Genomic DNA, 18,151 nt, shown 5'->3' with positions numbered 1-18,151 from the left:
TGCCTATCAACTCGGGCTCCCTCTGCTCTCTCGTGGTTGATCTCCAAGCTTGTCCGGCCGCCGCATCCAGGCAACGACCGGAAATTGTTGATGCGTTCAGTGTTCGAGGAAGACGTAGTTCATCCAGCTGCTCATGCGTAGCAGGACCTTTCGGAGGAGAGCGACGTGGTGCCAGTAATGTGTGTAGACCGCGACCTCGGCGACCACACCGCCGGGCAGTTGATACCCGTCGGTGCTCTCCAGTATTTCGATACCCGCCAGTGTCTGCCCCGGCGACAGCCGTTCGGGCGATTGCGGGTCGATCAGCGCGCCGCCTGGCTGCAACTGGCCTTGCGCCATCACATCGATGACTTCCCGGACGCGCGCCTTGAAGATCTTGCCGGGGACGGCCTTGAACGCCACCTCGGCCTCGTCGCCAACCCGCACGCGCTGGAGCGAATTCTGAATGAAGGCGGCAGCGAGGTACCGGTCCTCGCTGTTGATGAAGACCATCACCGGCCGCAAGGGCAGGGGATTCGCCATCATGCCGGGACGTAGGAAAACCTGCGTCACGTATCCGTCGCTCGGTGCGCGCACGGTCGTCTGGTCAAGCTCGTATTGCGCGTTCGCCAACTCTGCCTCCAGCCGCGCGACCGTGGGATTCGTTCCGTTGATCTCGGACTCGTAGGCGAGCCTTGCTTGCGCCGCCTGAGCACGGGCTGTATCGACGGCGGCCTCGGCCGTCAGGTAGATGCCGCGCCGGTTCTCGACTTCGAGTTCGGAGTAGACGGCACCTCTGCCGCTGGATTTTGCGTTTTCATTCGATGCCTGAAACTTTTCGAAGGCCTGCAGCGAGCGGTCCCTAGATGCTTCCGCACCTGTTACGGCCGAATTGGCGGCATCGAGAGCAGCCTTCAACTGCAGGACGGTCTGCTTGGCTTCGGCAAGCGACGCCGTTTTCTGATCGACGGCATATTGATAGGGCCGAGGATCGATCCTGAAGAGAACATCGCCCTTCTTCAACGGAGCATTTGGCGTGACCGGCACCTCTACGACCTGGCCGCCCACGACCGGGATGACCGGAGCCGAGGTAAAATAAATGCGCCCATCGCTGGAATAGGGATGGTTGTAGCTCATGAGCAGCACCAGCCCGGCAATTATGAATATGCCGCCGAGGACAGCCGTCGCAAGCGACCACTGGTTCACTGGAATTCTGAACAACTTGAAGATCGCGAAGCAAAAAGCCGCGTAGGTCAGCATCAGGAGTAATTCCATCAGACCTTCTCCCTCTCTGCCATTGGAGCCTCGAGTTCCGCGATCCGTGCGTGGAGACGGGCAATTTCAGCGTTGGCTTCGGCTTCTGGGGATAGCTTGCCATCCGTCCGGATGCCCCAACCGCGATCCTCGCGGTAAAGGGTGGCCCAGATGAAAAGGAAGGGCCAGATGACGTGCAGCGTGAACAGGCTCACCCATCCGGCAACGTGGATGGCGTCCTGGTGCGGATGGTTCCTGGCCTTGGCGATCAGGTGTGGGATGTCGTGGATCGCGATCACTGCATAGAACAGAGTGACTACGACGAAGAGCAACACTCCCAGTGCAAAATAGTCGAGAAACACCGTTCCTCCTTTTCGGTTTGGTCTGGCCGCCTCTTCGGCTTGGTCTGGCCGCCCGTTCGCTTGCTGTCGACCTGCGGATACTAGACCCACTTTGGCGCAAAGACCCGTAGCATCACGTATCCTCTATTGGTCTGACGAAAGGTGCAGCTGCTGAAGATGATCCTGGATGGTCGCCGTAGCAGATCGATGGAGGATGGCAGGAGCGACAGGCGCATAAGGGAAAACTCCGCCGAACGTAGGATCGCGTAAGTTACGCCGCCATTCCGGGCTGACGCTATATGATGCAACTCTGCTTAACGCATTTGACAGCGGGGCGGGGATGGTTTCGGGAGATAGCAATTCTACACCTTTGTCGGTTCTCGAAAGGGCCGAGGCGCACTTTCCTGGCCAGGCGCAGCTGGTGCAGCGGCTCTTTTACGGGAGCGACGCGTTTCACAGCATGTGCGAGGATCTGGCAATCGCGGTGGAAACCTTGACGCATATCGAGCGCCTTCCCGAAAGCGTGCGCGAAGCGCGGCGGCAAGAATATGCCGCACTGGTTGAAGCCCTTTTGAAGGAAATGGGTGAGGCGCTCGCACAATCGAAAATCGTGATGCTTAGGCGGCCTTCGGACACCAGACCAAAATCTCCGTGAGGCACTTACACAAAATTTGTTTTGATTCAGAGGAGGTCGTTGCGTGGTGAAAGCAAGATATTTGAGATTGCTTGCGGGGCTTTCTGCGCTGGCAATCATTTCGATGCATCCCGGCCCGCCAGCGTATTCACAGACCGCGACCCCCACACAGAAACTCGCCTCGACAGAGACGACGGCGCCGGAGGCCGCTCTGCTTTCCGAGAATGAGCTTGAAGTGCTTGTGGCACGCATCGCCCTCTATCCGGACGAGCTCGTGGCGGCGATCTCGGCGGCTTCACTGTTTCCGGTGCAGGTCATCGAGGCTCAGCGTTTCCTGGAGGCCAAGAAGAAAGACGCCGATCTCAAGCCGAAGGATGATTGGGATGGAAGTGTCATCTCGCTCCTCAACTATCCAGATATCGTCAAGATGATGAGCGACGATCTCGATTGGACTCAATCGCTGGGTGACGCGCTTACAAACCAGCAAAAGGATGTACTGATCGCCATTCAGCAGCTTCGCGACGAAGCGGTGGCGAAGAACGTCATCAAAACCGACGACAAGATCACGGTCGTGACTGAGAACGAGAACGTCGTCATACGACCGACCAATCCCGAGAAGGTCTATATCCCTCAATATCCACCCGAAATGCTCTATGAGCCAGGCTATACGGCCGCTCCGATCTCCTACTATCCCAATTCTTACGACAGCTACTATTATCCGGGTGCCGGGTTCTTTGCCGCCGCGGTGACGGGCGTCGCCTGGGCTGCCATCGTCAATTGGGACGATTGGGGCGTTTGGGGCGGCAATTGGGGCGGCGATGTCGATATCGACTGCAACAACTGCTTTAACGACCGAAATTTCAACGGCAAGGTCAAATGGAACGACGTCGACTGGACCAAGGTCGATCGCAGCAAGCTGAATATCGACAGGGATCAGCTCGCCAACATCGATCGTTCGGCGATCAAATCCAGCCTGCAGTCCGACAACCGCAACCAGCTCAAGAACAAGGTCAGCGACCGGCAGGCGAACCGCGGACAAGGAGCCAGAAATGTCAGCACACGTGCTGACGATATTCGAAAGAGCACTGCGGAGGGCCTGAGGGCAAATCCGAGGGCAGGCGATGCTGTCGCCAACCGGCCGGGTGGGGCGCGTCCGGATGCCCGTCCGGGCGATCTGGGCAATCGCGTGGATGCGCGTCCAGGAAATGCCGCCAATCGACCGGGCAATGCTGCCAACCGTCCATCAAAGCCGGCAGTCAAGAAGCCAAGCGCACCGAAGATGGCGGCGCGGCCCGACAACCGTTCGCGCCAACCGAGCGCCCTCGGCAACGTGCAGTCCGGCCGGCGTGAAGCGGTGGCTTCCCAGCGAGGCGGACAGAGCATGGGAGGCGGGCAACGGGGTGGTCCACGTCCCTCCGCTCAACGCTCGCGCCCGATCCCACACGGCGGCGGTGGGGGGCGTGGAGGTGGCGGTCGCGGCGGCGGTCGGCGATAGGGTGTCCAGCTATTCAGATTTCCGGAGATAAACCATGAGACCACAGTTTAAGTTGATTCCGCTGTTGCTCGGAACGGCTCTCTCCCTGGCGTGGGCGGCCCCGTCGATGTCGCAGATTCAGACGAATCTTCAGGAATTCGTGGCCGGTACGCCGCCGTCATTCGATGACCCATCGGCGGCGCTTGAGCGGTTCAAGACGGTGTTGAGCGCCAATGATATCGATGGCCTCGCGAGCCTTCTCGGTCTGGACGCGGCCAAACTGCGATCCAGCAAGGAGGCGATGCTAAGCTATGAAACGATCCGCGAGGGCGCTTTGCGCCAACTGCAATTGCAGGACCTCCATGATCGCAAGGTGGTTCTGATTGGCGACGTCATGTGGCCGCTGCCCTTTCCTCTGTCGAAGAACAAGGACGGCAAATGGGCATTCGATACCGAGGTCGGTTTGCAGGAGATCGTCAACCGCCGTGTCGGTCAGAGCGAACTGGCGACAATCCAGACGATGCATGACTATGTGAACGCCCAATACGCGTACGCGCAAATCGACGAGGACGAGGACGGACTTTTCGAATTTGCGCAGAAGCTGATCAGCACCCCGGGACAACGCGACGGCCTCTACTGGGAGCCCGGTGCCTTTGATGAAGAAAGCCCGGCGGGGCCCCTGATCGAAACGGCCGCCTTCAGTAAGGCGAAGCGCGGCGAAGGCTACTATGGCTACCGCTATCGCATCCTGACGGCCCAGGGCCCCAACGTGATCGGTGGAAAGCAGAGCTATATCATCAATGGCAACATGACGGGCGGTTTTGCGTTGATCGCCTGGCCGGTCAAGTATCACGTGACCGGGGCTCAGACCTTCGTCGTCAACGGTTCCAACATCGTCTACCAGCGAGATCTGGGGCCCGAGACCGAGCAGCGCGCCGCGGCGATCAAGGAGTTCAACCCCGACGACAACTGGACGGTCGTGCGCGACTGAGGTGTGGTTCTGGCAGAACGGTTCAATTTAGCCCTGAAAGGCTCCAGCGTGGTTTCGCCTCAACGGAGCTCGACTGACGCCAAATATGATTAACGATCACCTTTCGCTTCTGCCGACGTCAGCCGGCAGGGCGAGCGCGACACTGCGGCCGCGCCTTTTCCACTACACGACACTTCAAGGGTTTCTCGGTATTGTCAGTTCGAAAGTGATATGGGCGACAAACATCCACTATCTGAATGATTCAGAGGGAGTTCCTATATGGGCTGGGCTACCTGAAGGCGGAGGCAGAAGCGTGCGAAGGCCGCATCGTCAAGACAGCAGGCCATTTTGCTTCGGGTAGCCTCTCTCATCGATTTCTTCCAGCAGGGGATATGTCTACACGGCGTCCTTTGCGGAGGACGACGATCTCCTGAGCCAATGGAGGGGCTATGGTGCGGGTGGAGGAGTATGCTTGGGATTTGTCGTCAGCGACCTGCAAAGGGTTGCCGAAAGGGCGGGCTTCCGCCTTGTCAAGTGTATCTATGAGCAAAGCCAGAAAACGCCCTTGGACGATGAACGGGTCGAAGAGTTCGCAAACCAGATTGTCACTCGTTACCAGCAGCTAGCCTGTGCCTTCAAGGATCCGTCCTTTCGTGAGGAGTGCGAATGGCGCATCATTTCGAAGTTCGTACCACGTGACCATCAGTCCGTGAGAGTCCGTGGGACGGCGACGATGCTGGTGCCTTATTTTGAAGTCGACCTTGATCTGGGCAACGATAGTGAGGGCCGCACAAACCTCGGGTTTGAGACGGTGATCGCGGTACCCAGCCTGCAGAAAGAGCGAATACTCCAGGCAGCTTCGATCGCCACGAGGCACCTGAGCGTAGAAGCCTCAAGGCCATCCGATATCCCCTACCGATCGCTATAGCCGCGCTCTCTGGCAGGGGCCAAGAGCCTTCCTGCAATGGACGGATTGTTCGAGCGATACTAGCCCCGAAGCTCGTAAAGCTCGGTCTGCCCCGTTCGGCCCCTGACGCTGACAGTGCCGATAGGCAGGAAACTGAAATTCTCCGCAACTGCGTTGCGGACCGCGCTGCTGACGAGGATCGAGGTTCCATAGTCGCGGTTCAGGCCCTCCAGTCGCGAGGCGATGTTTACAGTGTCTCCGATTGCGGTGTATTGCCGGCGGGTTTCGGCGCCGACGCTGCCGACGACGGCCGGTCCGGTGTGCAGGCCGAAGCGGGTAACGAGTTCGGGGCGACCGGCGGCGCGATTGGAAGCATTCATCTCGTCGATCGCCGCTTTCATCGACAAGGCACAACGGCAGGCGTTTTCGATATGCCGCTCGTCATGAACCGGTGCGTTCCACATCGCCAAAACGGAGTCGCCGATATATTGCACTATGGTACCGCCGTGGCGCTCGACAATCATATTGAGGGTTTCGAAATAGGTGGAAAGCAGGGCGACGACCTCTTCGGGCGAGCGCCGTTCGCTCTGATGTCGGTGAAGAGGACAGTGATCTCCTGCCTGGAGGCGGAGCCGATCGCTGATTGGCCTGTCATGACAATCCTGCGGACCAGTTCACGCGGCACGTAGAGCGAGAACATCCGGATGGTATCACGGGCGGAACCGAGCGCTTTGCCGAGCGCGTTCACCTCGGATATCCAGGAGCGCGAGACGCGGCTCTGTTTGAATTCCAGATTGCCCAGTTGCCTCGCCTCGTCGGCCAACGCATAGAGCGAGCGGCTGATCAACCGGGAGATGATGATCGCGGCGATCGCGCCCGCCGACAGGAAGGCGGCTGCGGCAGCCAGATTGCGCCTCAGGGTCCGCTCGACAGGACCGACCAGGTCGTCAAGCGGTGCTGCGATGACGACCGTGTAGTTTTTCAGCATGCCGGCTATTTCCGCACGAAAGCTTTGGGCCAGATACTCGCGGCCATTCACCAGAAAGCGGACGACATCGCCATCCGGCCGGCTGCGGTCCTGTGCCAGATTCGCGACGGCCGGGATGGCTGGGTCTGTCGCTGCCACGTCTGCAACAGACATCAGCCTCCCGCGACGCATCTGATCGCGCAGTTTCGTCATGATCGCGGGGTCGGAGTGAACGATCAGGCGGCCAGTGCTGTCGAATACGTAGCCATGCGCCGCTTCCGAGATCGTCCCGGTATCGACAACCTCTCCCAAGGTCACAAGCATCACATCGGCGCCGATAACGACCTGGTCCTTCCCGGCTACGGGCGTAGCGAACGTCAGGGTGAGGTAGTTGGTCGCAGCGGAAACATAGGGGCCGACCGATGTCGTCCGGCCCTCCGAGACGGCGGCCTTGTACCAGGGCCGGGACCGCGGGTCGAAGACATCGTCGCCGTCTGCGCGCCGAGCGAGAGGTCGAATGTCCTGGTCGAAGAACGTCCAGGTCGTCACTGGAATACCGATGACCTTCGTGATCGCACGAACCGCGAATGCGGCGTCGGCCGGAGCATTCAAGGCGTCGCGCCACGCCGGATTTGTCGCAAGGTTGGTGGCCTGAATGTACGTCCCGTCAGCAAAGCCGACATAGACCCCGTCTATGTGGAAGGACGACTTCAGTTCTCGCAGCAGCAGGGCCTGCTTCGCCGGCAGATCCTGGGGTGGCGGCGTGAGTATTTGCGGGACGGCGGCGGCCGTCTCGATCGCGGTGTATCCGCCGTTGAACACATCGCGGTAGTTCTCGATGGTGCGCAAGCCGAGTTGACGCATTTGTGCTTCGCCAGCGGACAGGGCGGTCACCTTGCCTTGGGTATATGCCATCCACACGAGCGGCAGCGCCGTGCAAGCCAGCAGCCCGACAATGATGACGCTGAGGTGCAATCGCAGGGGAAATGCCCAGTCCGATGCACTCCTGGTCCCTGTCGCGGGCGGTGGCGTAGCGCGGTCCACCATCCCTACCCCCCGAGAGCAATCGCAATGCCGACCAGCGCGAGGCCTAGGCACGTCATCGTTATGCCTGCGTTGAGCGGCTTTGCGTCCGAAAAATGCGCCCAGGCACAGCCTGTCAGGAAGAGCAGGGCAACCAGTAGAAAATTGCTGGTTCTCAGCGCAAGGTCCGCACTGCTGATCATGAAGAAGGGGATAACCGCAGGCAGCGATGTCGCCGATACCAGGAGAAAGACGATGAAGGCGGCGAGAAAATCATCTCTCGACAGACGAGTGTTGGCAGGGCTTCCTCGCCGCGCGAGGCCGAGCATGGCTTGGTAGAGTGCCTCTTCATCCGCTGCCGCGGAAACTAGCGGTTCGCCGTCGATCGGAAATTCCTTCCGGAGCGCAGCAATGGCGTCCCGCTCGTTTTGAGCGGCCCTGACCTGCCGAAAGACGCGTCCGCGTCGGCTCTTGTAGAATACCACGCCCAAGACGAACAGCACGGCGTCGATGATGCCCCATGCCACGTTGCAGCCGATGGTCGCGACGATCAGCTCGCGGACGTCAAGGCCCCCTTCGGTGAAGATGACCCGTGAGCCGACGGTAAATGTCAGCGCCATAATCAGTCCGAAGAGGACTTCGCCGAGGGCATCACCCGGGTCGATTACATCGGCGATCTGTGGCCTGCCGGATGCCATGAAATGCCTGCTCCTTCGCGGCTGCTGAATTCCTCATATGGAACGATCCACGACTTCAACGAAGCAGCGCGGACGCAAAACTAATGATGAGGATCCCCGAGATCCGTCGCTGTCTTGTCTCCGTGGCAAGCGAGACATTGAGCGCTCTTTTCGAGTCCTACGACCTGGGGGTCGACGCCTTGGGGCGCTTCCTCGGCCAGCTCGACGGATGAGCGGCGCATCCTTGAATCTGAACGGCTTTGCTCGAACCTCGAGGCGGAGGTGGTGGTGTACTGCAATGAGCGATACGGCCAGGAGATGCGTTCGCAATATGCTTCAATCGCCTTCATCGCCACGGGCTCCGATGCCTTGAGAATACGTCCTGGCGAGTGCTGTGCGCTTCCATGCCGTCTTGGCGCACCGTGGCATCGCGTGCTCCGTTGGCGCGGAGGGCCAAGCTTCTCCCCGCTTACCCCGCAAAGCGCAGGACGTTCGCAAACCCTGTCGGCCGGTATCGCGCGCTTTCCGCTCCGAATTATTCGACGGGCGGCTCCCAGGTCAGGTAGAAGCCGACGTCGCCGGGGATGCCCCCCGGAAAATTGATGATCACCGCCTTCAGCCCATAGCCCTGGGGCTTGGCCGCCGTCTCGAAGAGATCGTAAAGTTCCCTTGCCTTGCCCTGGAGGGTATTCTGCCAGCCGGGCAGGTTGTTGTTGATGTGTCGACCGCCATCCGAGCAGAGGCTCGACGGGAAGCTGTAGACCATCGCTTCGTATTTTCCGTCCGCGGCGGCTTTCATCACCAGCCGTTTGATGACCGCCCGCTCTGTCTCGCCGATATGCTTCTGGAAAAAATCCTCGACGAACTCTGCATGTTTCGTCGCCTCGCGGGCCTTTATCTTGTCGTCGCGTTCCATCTCCGCAAGCTGAAGTTCAAGGGCACGCTTGCGCAGATCTTCGGCACTGGTCATCGACTGAGGGGTCGTCTCGTTTGCAGTCATCGCCATGTCCTCCGAGTTTTCCAAAGGATAAGATGAGTACGGGCGTCAAGGCAGTAAAATACACAGGGGATGAGGTAGTATACGGTATATTACGCCGTGGGCCACTGGCTGATCTTGTCCCAGTGCATGTGCTCGGCAGACAGAGTTGAAACGGCCCCTGGGGGGAAGCCGCCAAGTGCGGCATGGACATTTGGTGATCGAAGGGGCGTCGACCGCATATTAATTAGTAATCTGTAATAAAATCCCGCAGTCGCCGTTCAGGAAATGTTGCTGGCGGTCCCTGGAACATTTAGCGCAGTCGCAGGTTGCTTCTGGAAATTAGGAGCGAAGCGATGCTAATTCTTGAAGAAGTTCTCCTCGTTTCTGCCGATCGGGTGGCCTGCTGTCGCGGTCAGCTCGAACTGGATCTCGACCAAATGATCCTGCAACTCGAACGGTCGGGCTTCTCCCGCAAGGAGATCCTGGTCGCCATGAGCGAAATGATCAGCGAAGAATTCTCGGCGCTTCCCGACATGCCGAAATTCCATTGACCGGCTATCACCTTGCACGTCCGATATGGTGAGGCTTTGCTCATTGCGCTATGACATCGCGATGAGCGAGACGTTTCTGATCACCGGCCCGGACAATCCCCCAGCCACCATCCTGCTTGCCCACGGTGCCGGCGCACCGATGGACTCGAAGTCCATGACGGCGGCTTCCGAAGCGCTTGTCGGTAAAGGCTTCCGGATCGCGCGCTTCGAGTTCGCCTACATGGCGGCGCGGCGGACGTCGGATGCAAGAAAACCGCCGCCGAAAGCCGAGACCCTCATCCCCGAATACATGGAGGCGGTAAAGGAGGTCGCGAGCAGCGGGCCGCTCATCATCGGCGGCAAATCCATGGGCGGACGAGTGGCCAGCATAATTGCCGACGAGCTATATGACCAAGGCGCGATCTGTGGATTGTTGTGCCTTGGCTATCCTTTTCATCCACCCGGCAAGCCGCAACAACTGCGCACCGCGCATCTGAGAAACCTGCGTTCGCCGACGCTTATCTGCCAGGGGACGCGCGACGAATTCGGTACGCGCGAGGAGGTCGAGAACTATCCGCTTTCCCCCGCAATATCATTGCGTTGGCTCGAGGATGGCGACCACGATCTCGCGCCGCGCAAGAAGATATCCGGCTTCTCCGTCGCCGATCATCTCGCCACGATGGCAGCGAGCGTCAAGGCTTGGGCAGACGAAAACTGCCTTCGCTAGGACCGGGTGCGAACGTCAATTCGACTTGACGCATGTAAATGCTTTATGCATGTTCGCCTGCAAGATGTGACGTGCATTTCTGCGATCCTTTCTCGCATGTTTGGGGGCAGCATGATGAAGTGCGTAGCATGTTCAGGGCTCTTCTCATCCATTCTCGCCGCAGCGCTTGCGATGAGTAGTGCCGCCTTCGCCGCCGATCTCGTGATCGCGATGCCGAACTGGCCTTCCGGGCAGGCGACGGCGAATATTCTCAAGGTCAGCATTGCCAAGGAATTCGGGCTCAATGCCGATGTGCAGGAGCTCGGGACGCTACTTGCGTTCAATGGCATGGAGAAAGGCACGGTGGACATCCAGCCGGAGGTCTGGCAGCCGAACCTCGAAGATGTCATCAAAACCTTTGTCACGGAAAAGGGTGCCGTGGTTCTCGCCAAGCATGGCGTGCCGGCATGGCAGGGCATCTGCGCGACGCCGGCTGCCGCCGAAAAGGGGCTGAAGTCGATCGCGGATCTCAGCGATCCGGAGAAAACAAAGATTCTCGACACTGATGGTGACGGCAAGGGCGAGCTGTGGCTCGGCGCGCCGACCTGGGCTTCGACGGGGATCGAGCGGGTGCGGGCAAACACCTACGGCTACGCCAAGAACCTGACGCTGGTCGAGTCGGAAGAAGAAGTCGCCATGGCGGGGCTGGATATCGCGATCGCAACAAACCAGCCGCTTGTCTTTGCCTGCTACGCGCCGCACTTCATCTTTGACCTGCACAGGATCGTCCGCCTTACCGAGCCCCCGCATGATGCCAGCAAGTGGAAGCTCGTCGGTCCCAGTGATCCGCTCTGGGTCACCAAGTCCTCCGCATCGACGGCCTGGGATACAGCCAACTTCCGCATCGGATACGGCGCCGCTTTCGCCAAGAAACGCCCCGAGATCGCGGCGTTTCTGGAAAAAGTCGATCTGACGCCGGAGGAGGCGACGGCGATGAGCTATGCGCTTGAAGTCGACCGCATACCGCCGCTCGACTACGCGAAAAAATGGGTCGCCGACAACGCAAAGCGCGTGGATGGGTGGGCTAAGCAATGACGGCACGCTGCAAATTTCCGGTGAAGAGGAAAGAGGCCATCCGGCCGCGCAAGCTGACTTTGGCTCTGCTTGCTGCGGCAGCCTGCCTCGGCCCCCTGGCTGCCTGGGCTCAGACACAGATCTATGACTCCAAGACGCACACTTGGGTCGACTACGACAAGAAGAAAGCTCGCCAGTACTACGCGCGCAACAACCAACCGCCGGAAGCATTCCGGATGCAGACCGTGACCTTCAGGACCGCGGAGCCGCCAGGAACGATCATCATCGACGGCAACCAGCATTTCCTCTACCTCACCCAGCCTGGCGGGCAGGCCATCCGCTACGGTATCGGCGTCGGGCGCGAAGGCTTCGGTTGGGCCGGGATCGTGCGTGTGGGCCGGACAGCGGAATGGCCGACCTGGACACCACCGGCCGAAATGGTGGCGCGTGACCCAAACGCGGCCAAGTGGGCAGCCGGGATGCCGGGCGGACCGGAAAATCCATTGGGTGCCCGGGCGCTCTACCTCTACGAAGGCGACCAGGACACCATCTATCGCATCCATGGGACGGCGGAACCTTGGACCATCGGTCTCGACGTTTCCTCCGGCTGCATCCGTATGAACAATAACGACATCGTCGACCTCGCCTCGCGGATCAAGATTGGCGCCAAGGTCATCGTGCTGATGCAGGGGGCGGCGCTCTACAAGGGCGTCTGACAATAGGTCCGGCACAAGCGCCGGAAATGGAGAAAACAACGCTAGTCGGGGGACAGGATCTTGGGGCAGAGAATCGCGAGGGGAATTTCGATCGGCTGGGCGATAACGGCAATGGCGAGCGCGGCGTTGCTCGGCGCCTGCACGCCGCCGACGCCGCCAGCGCCTGACAGCATGGCCCGCACCACGTTGCAGACCGCACCGGCGGATCTCCAGCTACTCTGCGCCAATTCGGCGGCCGGAATTGCCGGCGCGAACGCCAAGGTACTGCCCACGGCCTCCCGTCAACTGCCCGACGGCACCTTCGGCGTCGATCTCGATGCCGGCGGCAAGAAGTTCTCTTGCATCGTCGACAACAACGGCACAGTCCGGTCAGTGCAGCCGGCGCGGTCCGGCTGACGGCACGCCCCGCGAGGTCGGGCGTACCGCCATTATGCTCAAACGGCGGTCAGTTCGATCTTGACGGCAGGGAGCCGGCTGCAGTTCGCCTGTACGCTGATCGCGCCGGTCAGTCCTGTCGCTTCCAACCAGAAGCCGGCCGTGCCGCCCTGTAGCGGAATCGATGCCGGCCCGACAATCTTCGCCGGTCCGTCGACGTGCATGGTGACATTGTCATTCATGAAGGGCAGGCGCTGTCCCTGCTGATCGAGCGCGCGGATGATGACGCGGGTCGTGTCGCGCTCCCGGGCCTTTAAAGTCGGGCTGTCGGCAACGACCTGCAGCGTTGTCGGCAGCGGGTCGGCCGCGAGCGTCAACCTGGCAACCGGCTCGCCCGCAATGTAGCCGGTGAATTCGCCATCGATCCATTCAAGCCCCCACGTGCCAAGCTCGTCCGGCGTGAAATGGCGGTGGTCGAGAACGACAGGCGGATGCGGCAGGTGCGGATAGTTCTCGCGGTCCGGGCCGATCCGCTTCGTCACCGCGCCGTATCGCAATTCGACCTCATCGCAGTTGGTCAGGATGATCAACGGCAAAACGCCGCCGATGTTGCGCTCGCCGCGAGCCCAGAAGGTGACGGGCTTCATGACGACCTCTTCGGAAGGATCGCATTGGCTCGCGTAGACATAGGCGGCAAACTTCGGCTCGCGGAACATGTCCATGACGCCGTGGTAGCAGATGCGGTCGCCGGAGCCGAAGTCCTTGTGGGTGTTGTAGTCGAACATGCACCAGCCGATCGCACCCGCGATATCAGGATCGCCATAGGCTGCGTTCAGCACCTCGAGATGTCGGCGGACATGCTCGGCTTGGCGAGCCTCCTGGTCGTAGATCTTGGTGGGATACATGTGGCCACCAAACTCGGTGATCATGTAGGGCACCTTGTACGACAGACCGGTGGATTCCTGCTGTGGACGAAGCGCCGTGCGCGGGCGGTTGTTGCCGGGCAGTTCCTCGTTGCCGAGGATGAAGTCGTTCATCGTGTAGACGTCTTCGAGCAGTTCGCTGTCGGTTATGTAGCGGACGCCGCCGGTCTGCCGCGTACGGTCCAGTTCACGGGCAAGTTGGTTGGTCTCGACATAGAAATCGTGGCTGTCCTGTGATTCGTTGATGCGAACGCCCCAGATGATGATCGAGGGATGGTTCCAGTCGCGCTCAATCATGCGCCGCACGTTGCGGATCGATTCCTGCTGCCATTCGACGTCGCCGATATGCTGCCAGCCTGGGATTTCCTCGAAGACCAGAAGACCAATGCGATCGCACCGATCGAGGAACCACTTCGATTGCGGATAGTGCGACGTGCGGACGATATTGCACTTCAGCACGGATTTCATGATATCGGCGTCGCGTTCCTGGGCCGATCTGCCAGCGGCATAGCCGACATAGGGGAAAGCCTGGTGGCGATTGAGACCGCGTAGCTTCAGCGGCCGGCCATTGAGAAGAAAGCCTTCGATCGTGAACTCGGCGGTGCGGAAGCCGAAGTGCGACGAGACGCGGTCGGAACCGTGACTTGTCTTCAGTTCGACGGTGACTTCGTAAAGCGCCGGATTGTCGATATCCCAGAGCGATATACCGGTCAGCTCATTGAAAGAGAGAGTAACATCTTCACCGGTCGTTTCCGCGGAAGCCGTGGCGAGCACGCGCCCATCCTCATCCTTCAGGGATGCGGATACCGAGCCCAGGAAGGTGAGTTGTTGCAGATTGGCAAGATCGACACGCACGCTTGCCGACTTTTCCTCCGCCAACACATTGTGGGTTTCGATCTTCAGGTTGGCGATGGAAACCGGGTCCGTGACCTTCAGCCAGACGTCACGGTAAATGCCGGCATAGGTCAGGTAGTCGATGCGGCCGCCGAAGGGCGGGATTTCAGGGTTTTCGCTGCCGTCGATTTTCACGGTAATCAGATTGTCGCCGACCACCAGGCTGCCGTTGAGGCGCGCCTCGAACGGTGTGTAGCCATCCTTGTGCGCGATGATCTCTTCACCGTTCAAATAGACGACGGCATCGGCCATGGCGGCGTCGAAGACAAGCGAGACCTCACGGCCCTCGAATTCCGGCATCCAGCGCAGGATCTTTTGGTAGGTGAATGCCCGCTGGTAGCTTGTCTCGTCGAAGTAGTTGAACGGCAGTTCAACGGCCGTGTGTGGCAGGCTGACGGTCGCTGAGCCATCGAAGCTCCCGAGCAGGCGCTGGCCGAAACCCTCGTGGAAACTCCAGCTCTCGTTGAAAGAGACGACGGAACGCATCTCAGGCTCCCATGCAAAAGGCGTTGCGAACAGATTGGCGCTGCTGAAGGGCGCGTGGAAACTCAAGCATCGATGGTTCTTTCTGGATTGGAGATGGCTGACTGGTAGTCAGCGCTGACGTCCTAGTGGCGCGCGATGCTATCCTATGGATATTGGGCGCCGTTGGTCGTGGTGTAAATCGAATAGAGCGATAGGGTGGCGGTGATGAACAGTCGGTTCTTCTTTACGCCGCCGAAGGCGATATTCGAGACCGTCTGCGGCACCTTGATCTTGCCGAGGAGCGTGCCGTCGGGCGCGAAGCAGTGAACGCCATCGGCAGCGCTGGTCCAGAGATTGCCGCTGACATCGAAACGGAACCCATCCGGCACGCCGCTGTCTATCGAGCAGAAATACCGGCTGTTCGCGAGCCTTTTGCCGTCCACGATGTCGAAAACGCGGATGTGGCGGGGGACATCATGGTTTCGGGAGCCGGAATCGGCGATGTAGAGCTGCTTCTCATCCGGCGCGAAGGCTAGGCCGTTGGGCTGAATGAAATCCGTGGCAACAGCTTCGATCTCGCCCGTCGATGCGTCGATGCGGTAGACGTTGCGGGTTTCCTGTTCGGGCTCGGACTTATGGCCCTCGTAGTCGGACATGATGCCGTAGGTCGGGTCGGTGAACCAGATCGAGCCGTCCGATTTCACGACGACGTCGTTCGGAGAGTTCAGGCGTTTGCCTTTGTAACTGTCGGCCAGCACCGTGATGCGGCCGTCGAATTCAGTGCGAGTCACGCGGCGGCCGCCGTGCTCGCAGGAAACCAACCGGCCCTGGCGGTCCCGGGTGTTGCCGTTGACGTAATTCGAGGGAGAGCGGAAAACTGAAACGCTACCGTCGGGCACCCAGCGCATCATCCGCTCATTGGGAATATCACTCCAGATCAGGCAATTGAGGTCCGAGAACCAGACGGGACCCTCTGCCCAACGACAGCCGCTATAAAGTTCTTCCAGCCGGGCGCTGCCGGCGATCAAGCCACGGAAACGGTCGTCACGAATGTCATAGAGCGCATCTTCTGACACGGGTCAGCTCCTCCCAAAGCGATGTGACGATCTTCGTAAACGTAAACGGTCAAGTGTTCCAGAGCCCGGCGCCGGCAAAAGCGCCGGGCTCTGCATTTTTTAGAGGGCTGTGTCCGGATGCGGCGAGCCGTCATAGGCGCCCCAGATCGACTGGTCGAAGCAGATCACGGACCCGGTCATGAGGCCTGATTCCGGCGAGGAAAGATAGGCGCAGGCACGCGCCACTTCCTCGGGATCCACGAGGCGGCCGAACGGCTGGGCCGCGGCCGCCTTTTCCAGCCAATCAGCCGGTGCGTCGTGATATTCCCGCTGAATGCGGTCCTCGCCCTCGGAGGCCATCCAGCCGATATTGAGGCCGTTGACGCGGATGCGGTTGCGTAGAAGCGCGTAGGCGGTGTTCTTTGTCAGGGTTTCCAGTGCACCTTTCGAGGCGCAATAGGCGGCAATGAAGGGCTGCCCTGCCTTGGCCGACATGGAGCCGATATTGACGATGGTGCCCTCGATTTTTTCGCGCCGCATCACTTTTACTGTCTCCTGCATCAGGAAGAACGGGGCACGGACATTGACGGCGAACATGGCGTCGAAGAGCTCCGGACTGGTGTTCAAAATTGTGCCGCGGTCGGTGATGGCGGCCGCATTCACCAGGGCATCCACGCGACCGAATGTCTCGTCGCAGACTTGAACGACGTTTCTGGCATCCTCGACCTGGCCAAGGTCGGCCTTCACATAAACGACCTTGGCCCCGGTGGCGGCAGCGATCTCATGGGCCTTGGCCTTTCCCTTCTGCTCGTTGCGGCCGCAGATGACAAGGCCCTTGGCGCCGCGCTCGGCGAAGAGGCGGGAGATCGTTGCCCCGAGTCCCTGAGTGCCGCCGGTTACGATGGCGATCTTGCCGTCGAGGCGGCTGTGGTTTGTTGTCATGTACTCCTCCTTTGAATGATGGCCTATATGCCGAAAGCTCCCGGCACCAAGGCGCCGGGAGCTGATTTCGTCAATGCGGATGCGTCAGCTTAGTCGCCGCTCGCTCTGTTGCGCCAGTGCCGAGAGGAACCGCGCGTCATCCCAATCCTCCCGCAGCGCCTCGTGCATCAGCTGCGCTTGCGTCTTCGGCGCGAGGCCACCAAGCGGTGGGTCGCGGTCGAGGTTGGTCGGGAACGAGTAGCCCTCGGCGCAGGCGGCAACGGCATAGCCGATCTCGATTTCGGACAGCTTGCCCCTCAGGGCCTTCAAAGCCGGGAACAGCTTGGCGCTCATGCGCTCGCGGTTCACGGTCTCCATTGCCCGCCCGAATGCCGAGGAGACCTGCAACAGATTAGCGACGCGCTTGATGTCGGTCGAGCGGTTCGTACCAGCCGCGTGGAACAGCGCCGGATTGAAGAACACCACGTCGCCCTTTTCGAGCGGCAGCTGGACATGATGCGTCTCGAAATAGTCCTTGAACTCCTGGCGCTTGACCGCGAGGTAGCCCGGCTCATAGGTCTGGCTGTGCGGCAGGAAGAGGGTTGGACCGCTTTCGAGCGGCATGTCGCAATGAGCGATCGCGCCCTGCAGGGTCAGCACCGGCGAGAGCCGGTGCACATGCGCCGGGAATTGCTCGATCACCTTGGAAGACTGGAAGCCGAGATGGTAGTCGCGGTGCGCGGACTGTGCCGCGCCACCCGGATTGACCCGGTTGACCTGGGCGGTCATTTGATAGCTTGGGCCCAGCCAGGCTTCGCTTGCGATCGCGACGATGGGGTTTGCGTAGTACTCGGCGAAGTTCTCGGGATCGGCGAGGCAGTGCTTTTCCAGCGAGTTCCAGATGCGGTCATTGGCACCCGGCTTAGCAAAGTGATCGCCGCCGCCGCTCGCGGTTCGGTGTTGCTCCTCGATGATCTCGCTGAATATTGCGCTGGCGCGGTCGATGACGCCGGGATCCCTGTAGGCGCGCTTGAAAACGACGACGCCCGGGCCGTCGCCAAAGGCTTCGCAGATCTCGGCGAGAACCGCTCTGCGGCCGCTGGCGATCGCTGCAGCGACCTTGGGGCTATCATAAATCAGAATGTTCTTTTCGACGGCGTCGGCCGTCGGATAGTCGGCGAGAGCCGTTGTCTTTTCGGCAAGCTTGCGGAAGTCGCCGAGATCGCAAGCATCCTCGGTCAGCCAGACGCGATCGGCGCGCAATTTCTGAAGGTTGTCGGTTTTCAT

General features: G+C 60.2%; 20 protein-coding genes. 10 read left to right on the top strand and 10 right to left on the bottom strand.

Translation table 11 applies throughout. The features are described 5' to 3' along the window. Positions 1-96: 96 nt before the first annotated feature. Both IB248_RS18585 and IB248_RS18580 read right to left on the bottom strand, forming a co-directional pair. Entirely contained in the window at positions 97-1,254 is a 1,158-nt protein-coding gene (locus IB248_RS18585) for an HlyD family secretion protein (RefSeq protein WP_018856448.1), read from the bottom strand. Continuing rightward, a complete protein-coding gene (locus IB248_RS18580) occupies positions 1,254-1,595 on the bottom strand; it encodes a DUF3302 domain-containing protein (protein WP_018856449.1) in 342 nt (113 codons plus the stop codon). The genes IB248_RS18585 and IB248_RS18580 overlap by 1 nt, the downstream gene beginning before the upstream one ends. A 319-nt stretch (positions 1,596-1,914) precedes the next feature. Between IB248_RS18580 and IB248_RS18575 the strand changes: the two genes are divergently transcribed. From IB248_RS18575 to IB248_RS18560, 4 genes are all read left to right on the top strand, one after another. After that, positions 1,915-2,229, top strand: coding sequence for a hypothetical protein (locus IB248_RS18575; protein WP_026371697.1), 315 nt, complete (start codon positions 1,915-1,917; stop codon positions 2,227-2,229). 46 nt (positions 2,230-2,275) lie between these two features. Continuing rightward, entirely contained in the window at positions 2,276-3,703 is a 1,428-nt protein-coding gene (locus tag IB248_RS18570) for a DUF3300 domain-containing protein (RefSeq protein ID WP_113472064.1), read from the top strand. Positions 3,704-3,737: 34 nt separating this feature from the next. After that, positions 3,738-4,673 carry a DUF2950 family protein gene (locus tag IB248_RS18565; protein ID WP_018856452.1) on the top strand — a complete coding sequence of 312 codons (936 nt, stop codon included), beginning with the start codon at positions 3,738-3,740 and terminating at the stop codon, positions 4,671-4,673. Between the two features lie 352 nt (positions 4,674-5,025). Next, positions 5,026-5,580: a DUF2971 domain-containing protein gene (locus IB248_RS18560; protein WP_113472055.1), complete on the top strand. Its 555-nt coding sequence runs from the start codon at positions 5,026-5,028 to the stop codon at positions 5,578-5,580. Between the two features lie 59 nt (positions 5,581-5,639). Here the strand turns inward: IB248_RS18560 and IB248_RS31825 are convergent, their stop codons facing one another. Genes IB248_RS31825 through IB248_RS18550 form a run of 3 tightly spaced genes read right to left on the bottom strand, consistent with a single transcriptional unit; the run spans position 5,640 to position 8,247 of the window. Next, on the bottom strand, positions 5,640-6,113 hold the full coding sequence (locus IB248_RS31825; protein WP_246779276.1) for an adenylate/guanylate cyclase domain-containing protein: 474 nt from the start codon (positions 6,111-6,113) through the stop codon (positions 5,640-5,642). After that, positions 6,080-7,573 carry a cache domain-containing protein gene (locus tag IB248_RS18555; protein ID WP_246779273.1) on the bottom strand — a complete coding sequence of 498 codons (1,494 nt, stop codon included), beginning with the start codon at positions 7,571-7,573 and terminating at the stop codon, positions 6,080-6,082. The genes IB248_RS31825 and IB248_RS18555 overlap by 34 nt, the downstream gene beginning before the upstream one ends. Before the next feature lie 2 nt (positions 7,574-7,575). Then, positions 7,576-8,247 carry a VIT1/CCC1 transporter family protein gene (locus IB248_RS18550; RefSeq protein ID WP_192241490.1) on the bottom strand — a complete coding sequence of 224 codons (672 nt, stop codon included), beginning with the start codon at positions 8,245-8,247 and terminating at the stop codon, positions 7,576-7,578. 83 nt (positions 8,248-8,330) lie between these two features. On the opposite strand from IB248_RS18550, the gene IB248_RS32195 reads away from it, so the two are divergent. Beyond that, on the top strand, positions 8,331-8,459 hold the full coding sequence (locus IB248_RS32195) for a hypothetical protein (protein ID WP_281419719.1): 129 nt from the start codon (positions 8,331-8,333) through the stop codon (positions 8,457-8,459). A 302-nt stretch (positions 8,460-8,761) separates the two neighbouring features. On the opposite strand, the gene IB248_RS18540 is transcribed toward IB248_RS32195, so the two are convergent. Continuing rightward, positions 8,762-9,226, bottom strand: a complete 465-nt coding sequence (locus tag IB248_RS18540) for a hypothetical protein (protein ID WP_026371699.1) — start codon at positions 9,224-9,226, stop codon at positions 8,762-8,764. A gap of 332 nt (positions 9,227-9,558) precedes the next feature. On the opposite strand from IB248_RS18540, the gene IB248_RS18535 reads away from it, so the two are divergent. From IB248_RS18535 to IB248_RS18515, 5 genes are all read left to right on the top strand, one after another. After that, positions 9,559-9,756 (top strand): hypothetical protein, encoded by a 198-nt coding sequence (locus IB248_RS18535; RefSeq protein WP_018856458.1) that lies wholly within the window; start codon positions 9,559-9,561, stop codon positions 9,754-9,756. A gap of 61 nt (positions 9,757-9,817) precedes the next feature. Next, positions 9,818-10,462, top strand: a complete 645-nt coding sequence (locus IB248_RS18530; protein WP_192241489.1) for an alpha/beta family hydrolase — start codon at positions 9,818-9,820, stop codon at positions 10,460-10,462. 111 nt (positions 10,463-10,573) lie between these two features. Further along, positions 10,574-11,536, top strand: a complete 963-nt coding sequence (locus tag IB248_RS18525; protein WP_192241488.1) for a glycine betaine ABC transporter substrate-binding protein — start codon at positions 10,574-10,576, stop codon at positions 11,534-11,536. Further along, positions 11,533-12,231 carry a L,D-transpeptidase gene (locus IB248_RS18520; RefSeq protein ID WP_025658833.1) on the top strand — a complete coding sequence of 233 codons (699 nt, stop codon included), beginning with the start codon at positions 11,533-11,535 and terminating at the stop codon, positions 12,229-12,231. The genes IB248_RS18525 and IB248_RS18520 overlap by 4 nt, the downstream gene beginning before the upstream one ends. Positions 12,232-12,291: 60 nt before the next feature. Then, complete coding sequence (locus IB248_RS18515; protein ID WP_100248211.1) at positions 12,292-12,627, top strand: hypothetical protein; 336 nt, start codon at positions 12,292-12,294, stop codon at positions 12,625-12,627. A gap of 38 nt (positions 12,628-12,665) precedes the next feature. On the opposite strand, the gene IB248_RS18510 is transcribed toward IB248_RS18515, so the two are convergent. The 4 genes from IB248_RS18510 to IB248_RS18495 all read right to left on the bottom strand — a co-directional run bounded on the left by IB248_RS18510 (position 12,666) and on the right by IB248_RS18495 (position 18,151). Continuing rightward, entirely contained in the window at positions 12,666-14,909 is a 2,244-nt protein-coding gene (locus IB248_RS18510; protein WP_113472052.1) for a glycoside hydrolase family 2 TIM barrel-domain containing protein, read from the bottom strand. A 143-nt stretch (positions 14,910-15,052) separates the two neighbouring features. Continuing rightward, entirely contained in the window at positions 15,053-15,964 is a 912-nt protein-coding gene (locus IB248_RS18505; protein ID WP_018856465.1) for an SMP-30/gluconolactonase/LRE family protein, read from the bottom strand. A 99-nt stretch (positions 15,965-16,063) separates the two neighbouring features. Beyond that, complete coding sequence (locus tag IB248_RS18500) at positions 16,064-16,885, bottom strand: SDR family oxidoreductase (protein WP_169682939.1); 822 nt, start codon at positions 16,883-16,885, stop codon at positions 16,064-16,066. Between the two features lie 84 nt (positions 16,886-16,969). Continuing rightward, positions 16,970-18,151, bottom strand: coding sequence for a phytanoyl-CoA dioxygenase family protein (locus IB248_RS18495; protein ID WP_192241487.1), 1,182 nt, complete (start codon positions 18,149-18,151; stop codon positions 16,970-16,972).

The organism is Rhizobium sp. RHZ01, from assembly GCF_014851595.1.
GTDB lineage: Bacteria > Pseudomonadota > Alphaproteobacteria > Rhizobiales > Rhizobiaceae > Rhizobium > Rhizobium altiplani.
Note: the sequence above shows the minus strand (reverse complement) of the source record. Positions and strands in the feature narration are given on the sequence as shown.